Genomic DNA, 6,746 nt, shown 5'->3' on the forward strand with positions numbered 1-6,746 from the left:
TCGTCGGCCTCGGTGGCGGCGGGGGCGGCGAAAGCCTTGATCTCGTTGACGAACTCGGTCTCGATCCAGCGGGTGTGGACCGTGAACGGGTCGGTGGAGCCGGTCAGTTCGGGGGCGAACGCCGGGTCCTCGACCACCGCGCGGTGGAACGGGATGGCGGTGGCCATGCCCTCGACCTGGAACTCCGCCAGGGCGCGGGCGGCCCGCTGGAGGGCTTCCTTGCGGGTGCGGCCGGTGACGATCAGCTTGGCGAGCAGGGAGTCCCAGGCCGGGCCGATCACCGAACCGGCCTCGACGCCCGCGTCCAGGCGTACGCCCGGTCCGGACGGCGCGTCGAAGGTGGTGACGGTGCCGGGGGCGGGCAGGAAGCCGCGGCCGGGGTCCTCGCCGTTGATGCGGAACTCGATGGAGTGGCCGCGCAGTGCCGGGTCGTCGTAGCCGAGTTCCTCGCCGTCGGCGATGCGGAACATCTCGCGCACCAGGTCGATGCCGGAGACTTCCTCGGTGACGGGGTGCTCGACCTGGAGGCGGGTGTTGACCTCCAGGAAGGAGATCGTGCCGTCGACGCCGACGAGGAACTCGACGGTGCCGGCGCCGACGTAGCCGGCCTCCTTGAGGATGGCCTTGGAGGAGGAGTACAGCTCGGCGACCTGGGCCTCGGAGAGGAAGGGCGCGGGCGCCTCCTCGACGAGCTTCTGGTGGCGCCGCTGGAGCGAGCAGTCACGCGTGGACACGACGACCACGTTGCCGTGGCTGTCGGCCAGGCACTGCGTCTCCACGTGCCGGGGCTTGTCGAGGTAGCGCTCGACGAAGCACTCGCCGCGGCCGAACGCGGCGACCGCCTCGCGGACCGCCGAGTCGTACAGCTCGGGGACTTCCTCGAGGGTGCGGGCGACCTTGAGACCCCGGCCGCCGCCGCCGAACGCGGCCTTGATCGCGATGGGCAGGCCGTGCTCCTTGGCGAAGGCGACGACCTCGTCCGCACCGGAGACCGGGTCGGGCGTGCCGGCCACCAGCGGGGCGCCGGCACGCTGGGCGATGTGACGGGCGGCGACCTTGTCACCGAGGTCGCGGATGGCCTGCGGCGGCGGGCCGATCCAGGTCAGGCCCGCCTCCACGACGGCCTGGGCGAAGTCGGCGTTCTCCGAGAGGAAGCCGTATCCGGGATGGATCGCGTCCGCCCCCGATTCGCGGGCGGCGTTCAGCACCTTCTCGATGTCGAGGTAGCTGGTGCCCGGAGTGTCACCGCCCAGGGCGAACGCCTCGTCCGCCGCCCGGACATGCAGAGCGTCCCGGTCCGGTTCGGCATACACGGCGACGCTTGCGATACCGGCATCCCGGCAAGCCCGGGCCACGCGGACTGCGATTTCGCCACGGTTGGCGATGAGCACCTTGCGCACGATTGAGGCTCCCTCCTTGAAACAAGCCGAGTTTAGGGACTGCCGACACGACTCATCGACCCGTCCCCAAAGGTGACCTTGCCCACACGGAGCGTGATGCCAGGCTCACTCGACCGCGAAATCCCTTGTAGTACCGCCGTACGCAGCACTCCTCCTCGAAACCCTAGCCCTCCACTGTGGCCAAGGTCTCTGTGAGCACGTGCTGCGGCCCACTCCGTTTCTTTGTGGAGTCCCTACGAATGGCCCAATGATTCTTTGCCGTCGGCAGAACCCTTGTCCCCGGGTATACCCGTTAGTAGCGTGCGTGTGGCCGAGGCTCAGCAATCCTGTGCGGGCCAGGTCGAAAGTGGGTGGGGGAGCGGTGGTGCGCAGACCGGTGGCAGTGGTCGTGGCGGCCGTACTCGTCGTCGAGGCGCTCGGCGTCGCGGCGGTGAACTGGTTCCTCGGCATCGTCGTCGACCGTCAGGACATGTCCCTCGCGGGGCTGGACCCGGACACGATGTCGACGTCGTCGAAGATCGGCGGAATCGTCTTCGGTCTCTACTTCGCCTTCTGCGGGCTGGTCGCCCTGCTGGTGGCGGTCCGCGACCGGCCGCCGGCCGGCTTCGGGCGCATCCTGCTGATCAGCGCCGCGGTGGTGCACGCCCTGCTGGGCGCCGCCGCGTGGGGACTGGTGGGCTGGCACGCGTTCCTGTTCATGGTTGTCGTGCTCGCGCTCATCGTGCTCCTGCTGATGACGTACGACCGCCAGGAGGGGCCCGCCGCCGCCGAACCCCGGGACGCGGGGCCGCAGGACGAGGGGCCCGTCCCGGTCAGTGGTCCGCCGGCGCCCACAACTCCGTGATGCCCACGCCGAGTCCGGCCAGCAGCCGGCGGACGAGGGGCAGGCTGATGCCGATGACGTTGCCGTGGTCGCCGTCGATGCCGTCGATGAACGGCGCCGAGCGGCCGTCCAGGGTGAACGCCCCGGCGACGTAGAGGGGTTCGCCCGAGGCGACGTACGCGGCGATCTCCTCGTCGGTGGGCTCGCCGAAGCGGACCACGGTGGAGGCGACGGCGGACGTGTAGCGGCCGGTCGCGGTGTCGTAGACGCAGTGCCCGGTCTGGAGGGTGCCCGCGCGGCCGCGCATGGACTTCCAGCGGGCGGTGGCCTCCTCGGCGTCCGCGGGCTTGCCGAGGGCCTCGCCGTCCAGGTCGAGTACCGAGTCGCAGCCGATCACCAGGGCGCCTTGGACCTCGGGCTTCGCGGCCACGACGGAGGCCTTGGCCTCGGCGAGGGCGAGGGCCAGTTCGGCGGGCGTGGGGGCGGTCACGGCGTCCTCGTCGACCCCGCTGACGATCACCTCGGGATCGAGGCCGGCCTGCCGCAGCAGGCCCAGCCGGGCGGGGGACTGGGAGGCGAGCACGAGACGGCGGCGCGGCTGATGGGTCATGCGGTCAGCGTATCGGCGCGCCGCGCCGCGTTCATCCGGGTCGCCTCGGGGCGCCCGGCCCGCCCGGGGTCACCGCACACCGATGACGATCATCGCGACGACCATGGCCAGCGCCATGAGGACCCCGAGCCGCCGCAGCATCTCCTGCGTGTCGCGCAGTTCTTCGGGCGGCTCGTTCTCGGGGTCGGACCACAGCATGCGATCCAGCCTGCGGCGGGGCGGTGACGGGCGCCTGAGTACGCGTACTCAACTTCTCTAAACGGGACTGTGGTTTCATTAGTGGTGTTCCGCTGTGCCGGCCGACGAGAGGACACACCTGTGTTCACCACCGCTTGGACCGCCCCGCCCCAGCTCCCCAGCGAGGGCTTCACCCCCAACTGGTCCCGAGAGGGCTTCTGGCGCCAGTCCGTGCGCCAGACCGTCCGGCTCACCGCGGGCGGCGACCGGGTGCGGATCCGGCTGTCGAACGCCTACGGCACCTCCCCGGTCCGGCTCGCCGCCGCCACGGTGGCCCACACGGCCGAGGGCCCCGCCGTCGACGCGGACTCCGTCACCCCTCTCACCTTCGGCGGCTCGCGGCATACGGCGATCCCGGCCCGCGGCCACCTCCTCAGTGACCCTGCCGCGCTCGCCGTGACACCCGGACAGGCGCTCACGCTGACCCTGCACCTCGACGCCGTCACCGGCCCCGCCACCTTCCACGCCCAGGCCTTCACGACCAGCTACCGCGGCGAGGGCGACCTGACGGCGGACGTGGACGGGGCGGGCTTCGACGCGCGGAGCGAGTCCTGGTACCTCCTCGGCGCCGTCGAGACCGACGCGGGCCGCACGGACGGCATCGCCCTCCTCGGCGACTCCCTCACCGACGGCTTCGGCTCGACCCCTGGCACCGACCGGCGCTGGTCCGACCAGCTCGCCCGACACACCGGACGCCCCGTCCTCAACGCCGGGATCGGCGGCAACCTGCTGCTCAACGACTCCGCCTGGTACGGCGAGAAGGCCCTGCACCGGCTGCGCCGCGACGTGCTGGAGCAGCCGGGCGTGAACACCCTCGTGGTGCTCCTCGGCCTCAACGACCTCGGCTTCGCCGAGACGGACGAGCAGCCGACGTACAAGCCCGCACCCGTCCTGGAGGCGGACGAACTGATCGCGGGTCACCGTGAGTTGATACGGCAGGCGCGCGGGCGGGGGCTGCGGGTGATCGGGGCGACCCTGCTGCCGTTCGGGGGCTCGGACCACTGGGGCGAGCACGCGGCCAAGGTGAGCCACGAGGTGGACGAATGGATCCGCCACGGCGGGGAGTACGACGCGGTGGCGGACCTGCGCCGGGCGCTGGCCGATCCGGCGGACCCGGACCGGCTGCACCCCGCGTACGACTCCGGCGACCACCTGCACCCCCATGACGCGGGCTACGCGGTGATGGCCGAAGCCGTGGCCGCCCGTCTGTGACGGGCGGGCGGGCGGCCTAGCCCGGCCAGTACGTGCGGCTCCAGGTGGCCGGGCCCGGCCGCGGCAGCCGGCGGGCGGCGATGCGGGAGGGGTCCGACCAGGAGTCCCTGGCTTCCTGCGCGCCGGACGGCTCCGCCGTCACCGCCGCGGCGCGGGCGCGGACCACCGCCAGAGCGGCGGCCAGCTCCTCCGGGGTCGGGTTGCCCCGTACGACCTTGATCGTCATGGCGGCTCCTAGAGGGGGATGTTGCCGTGCTTCTTCGGAGGCAGGGATGCCCGCTTCGTCCGCAGTTGACGCAGGCCCCGCACGATGTGCCGGCGCGTGTCCGACGGCATGATCACCGCGTCGACGTAACCGCGCTCGGCGGCGATGTAGGGGTTGAGGAGCGCGTCCTCGTACTCCCGGATCAGCCGGGCGCGGGTCGCCTCCAGGTCACCCGCGGACTCCGCCTCGGCGATCGTGCGCCGGTGCAGGATGTTGACCGCGCCCTGCGCGCCCATCACCGCGATCTGCGCTGTCGGCCACGCCAGGTTGAGGTCGGCGCCCAGGTGCTTGGAGCCCATGACGTCGTAGGCCCCCCCGAAGGCCTTGCGGGTGATGACCGTGATCAGCGGGACGGTCGCCTCCGCGTAGGCGTAGATCAGCTTGGCGCCGCGGCGGATGATGCCGTCGTGCTCCTGGTCGACGCCGGGCAGGAAGCCGGGGACGTCGACGAAGGTGACCACCGGGACGTTGAACGCGTCGCAGGTCCGCACGAACCGGGCCGCCTTCTCGGAGGCCTTGATGTCCAGACAGCCCGCGAACTGCATCGGCTGGTTGGCGACGATGCCGACCGGATGGCCCTCCACCCGGCCGAAGCCGGTCAGGATGTTCGGCGCGAACAGCGGCTGCGTCTCGAAGAACTCGGCGTCGTCCAGGACGTGTTCGATCACCGTGTGCATGTCGTACGGCTGGTTCGCGCTGTCCGGGACGAGCGTGTCCAGCTCCAGGTCCTCGTCGGAGACGGCGAGGTCCGCCTCCTCCGGGAACGCCGGCGCCTCGGAGAGGTTGTTCGACGGCAGGTACGACAGCAGCTGCTTGACGTACTCGATGGCGTCCTTCTCGTCGCCCGCCATGTGATGGGCCACACCCGACGTCGAGTTGTGGGTGCGCGCGCCGCCCAGCTCCTCGAAGCCGACGTCCTCACCGGTGACCGTCTTGATGACGTCCGGCCCGGTGATGAACATGTGCGAGGTCTGGTCGACCATGACGGTGAAGTCGGTGATCGCCGGCGAGTAGACCGCCCCGCCGGCGCACGGGCCGACGACCAGGCTGATCTGCGGGATCACACCGGAGGCATGGGTGTTGCGGCGGAAGATCTCGCCGTACGCCCCCAGCGAGGCCACGCCCTCCTGGATGCGGGCGCCGCCGGAGTCGTTGATGCCGATGACCGGGCAGCCGGTCTTCAGCGCGAAGTCCATCACCTTGACGATCTTCTGGCCGTAGACCTCACCGAGGGCACCGCCGAATACGGTGAAGTCCTGCGAGAACACGGCGACGGGACGGCCGTCGACGGTTCCGTAGCCGGTCACGACGCCGTCCCCGTACGGGCGGTTCTGGTCGAGGCCGAAGTTGGTGGAGCGGTGGCGGGTGAACTCGTCCAGCTCGACGAAGGAACCCTCGTCGAGGAGGAGTTCGATGCGCTCACGGGCCGTCAGTTTGCCCTTGGCGTGCTGCTTCTCGACGGCGCGTGCGGAGCCGGCGTGCGTCGCCTCCGTGACGCGACGCTGGAGATCCGCGAGCTTCCCCGCGGTCGTGTGGATGTCGATCTCTTCCGACTCGGACATCGGGATGCGGCTCCCTGCCTGCTCAAAGGGGGGGACGGTTACTCATCCGTACAGTAGTGGCGGGCCTACCGATCGGCAGTGCGGCGTTTACCACACCTAGGGTGGCTTGCATGACGCCGCGAGATGCAGCAGGAAACCCCGGAGCCGCCGGAGACAGCGGCCGGTGGTCCGATCTGGACCGCCCGCCCCTCAACGCCGTCGCGCTGCGGCGCGGGCTCGTCCAGGAGGGCGGGCTGTGGACGGGAATCGACATCGTGCCCCGCACCGGGTCCACCAACTCCGACCTCGTCGCGCTCGCCGCCGCCGGGAAGGCCGGCGAGGGCACCGTCCTGGTCGCGGAGGAGCAGACCTCCGGACGGGGACGGCTCGACCGGCGGTGGACGGCGCCCCCGCGGTCCGGGCTCTTCTTCTCCGTGCTGCTGCGCCCGGCCGAGGTGCCCGTGGCCCGGTGGGGGTGGCTGCCCCTGCTGACCGGCGTCGCGGTGGCGACCGGCCTGTCCCGCGCCGCGGGCGTCGATACGGCGCTGAAGTGGCCCAACGACCTGCTGGTGACCGTCGGCGGCGAGGAACGCAAGGCCGGCGGGATCCTCGCGGAACGGGCCGGGGCGGACGGCGTCGTGGTCGGCGTCGGCATCAA

At 71.3% G+C, this 6,746-nt stretch carries 8 protein-coding genes; 3 read left to right on the forward strand and 5 right to left on the reverse strand.

The window, feature by feature from the left end; all coding sequences use genetic code 11:
- Nucleotides 1-1,400, reverse strand: a 1,400-nt coding sequence (locus tag BZL64_RS07430) for an acetyl-CoA carboxylase biotin carboxylase subunit (protein ID WP_244205245.1), incomplete at its 3' end; no start/stop codon positions are given.
- Nucleotides 1,401-1,761: 361 nt separating this feature from the next.
- Between BZL64_RS07430 and BZL64_RS07435 the strand changes: the two genes are divergently transcribed.
- Complete coding sequence (locus BZL64_RS07435) at nucleotides 1,762-2,244, forward strand: hypothetical protein (protein ID WP_086767339.1); 483 nt, start codon at nucleotides 1,762-1,764, stop codon at nucleotides 2,242-2,244.
- Here the strand turns inward: BZL64_RS07435 and BZL64_RS07440 are convergent.
- Both BZL64_RS07440 and mmpB read right to left on the reverse strand, forming a co-directional pair.
- Nucleotides 2,213-2,833 (reverse strand): Maf family protein, encoded by a 621-nt coding sequence (locus BZL64_RS07440; RefSeq protein ID WP_086767341.1) that lies wholly within the window; start codon nucleotides 2,831-2,833, stop codon nucleotides 2,213-2,215. The genes BZL64_RS07435 and BZL64_RS07440 overlap by 32 nt on opposite strands.
- A 69-nt stretch (nucleotides 2,834-2,902) precedes the next feature.
- On the reverse strand, nucleotides 2,903-3,031 hold the full coding sequence (gene mmpB, locus BZL64_RS41910; RefSeq protein WP_086767343.1) for a morphogenic membrane protein MmpB: 129 nt from the start codon (nucleotides 3,029-3,031) through the stop codon (nucleotides 2,903-2,905).
- A 120-nt stretch (nucleotides 3,032-3,151) separates the two neighbouring features.
- Between mmpB and BZL64_RS07450 the strand changes: the two genes are divergently transcribed.
- A complete protein-coding gene (locus BZL64_RS07450; RefSeq protein ID WP_086767345.1) occupies nucleotides 3,152-4,282 on the forward strand; it encodes an SGNH/GDSL hydrolase family protein in 1,131 nt (376 codons plus the stop codon).
- A gap of 16 nt (nucleotides 4,283-4,298) precedes the next feature.
- On the opposite strand, the gene BZL64_RS07455 is transcribed toward BZL64_RS07450, so the two are convergent.
- Together BZL64_RS07455 and BZL64_RS07460 are read right to left on the reverse strand one after the other, a co-directional pair.
- Nucleotides 4,299-4,508 (reverse strand): acyl-CoA carboxylase epsilon subunit, encoded by a 210-nt coding sequence (locus BZL64_RS07455; RefSeq protein WP_086767347.1) that lies wholly within the window; start codon nucleotides 4,506-4,508, stop codon nucleotides 4,299-4,301.
- Between the two features lie 8 nt (nucleotides 4,509-4,516).
- Nucleotides 4,517-6,109 carry an acyl-CoA carboxylase subunit beta gene (locus BZL64_RS07460; protein WP_086767349.1) on the reverse strand — a complete coding sequence of 531 codons (1,593 nt, stop codon included), beginning with the start codon at nucleotides 6,107-6,109 and terminating at the stop codon, nucleotides 4,517-4,519.
- Between the two features lie 110 nt (nucleotides 6,110-6,219).
- Between BZL64_RS07460 and BZL64_RS07465 the strand changes: the two genes are divergently transcribed.
- Nucleotides 6,220-6,746 (forward strand): biotin--[acetyl-CoA-carboxylase] ligase (locus tag BZL64_RS07465; protein WP_086767350.1); only part of this gene is annotated, 527 nt, incomplete at its 3' end.

Origin of the sequence: Streptomyces bobili (assembly GCF_002154575.1) — a bacterium.
Lineage (GTDB): Bacteria > Actinomycetota > Actinomycetes > Streptomycetales > Streptomycetaceae > Streptomyces > Streptomyces bobili.